The sequence below is a fragment of the Bacillus sp. GbtcB10 genome (genome assembly GCF_019091365.1).
GTDB lineage: Bacteria > Bacillota > Bacilli > Bacillales > Bacillaceae > Bacillus > Bacillus altitudinis.
Map to the genome: position 1 here is coordinate 1 of NZ_JAGXJP010000350.1, position 241 is coordinate 241.

A 241-nucleotide genomic window follows, 5' to 3' on the forward strand; every position below is an offset into this window, starting at 1 on the left:
CCATTCAGCTGGCCATGATAAGGAGGCCGGCATCCCTGGGAAATAAAATGAAACAAAAAGGAAACTGAGTCCAATGGCTAAAACGCCGGCCGTCCGCCAATATTTAATGCGGTATGGTCGCTCAAGCTCAGGGTCTGTCTTGCGAAGTCTCATAAAGGCAATGGACACAATCAAATACCCAACGATGGTGCCCACACCGCCTGCATTAACAATCCACACGAGGGCAGGTCGGCCTAGTACT

At 50.6% G+C, this 241-nt stretch carries 1 pseudogene; it reads right to left on the reverse strand.

The features are described 5' to 3' along the window. Window positions 1-241, reverse strand: a pseudogene (locus KVT11_RS20460) (amino acid permease); the annotation flags it as partial.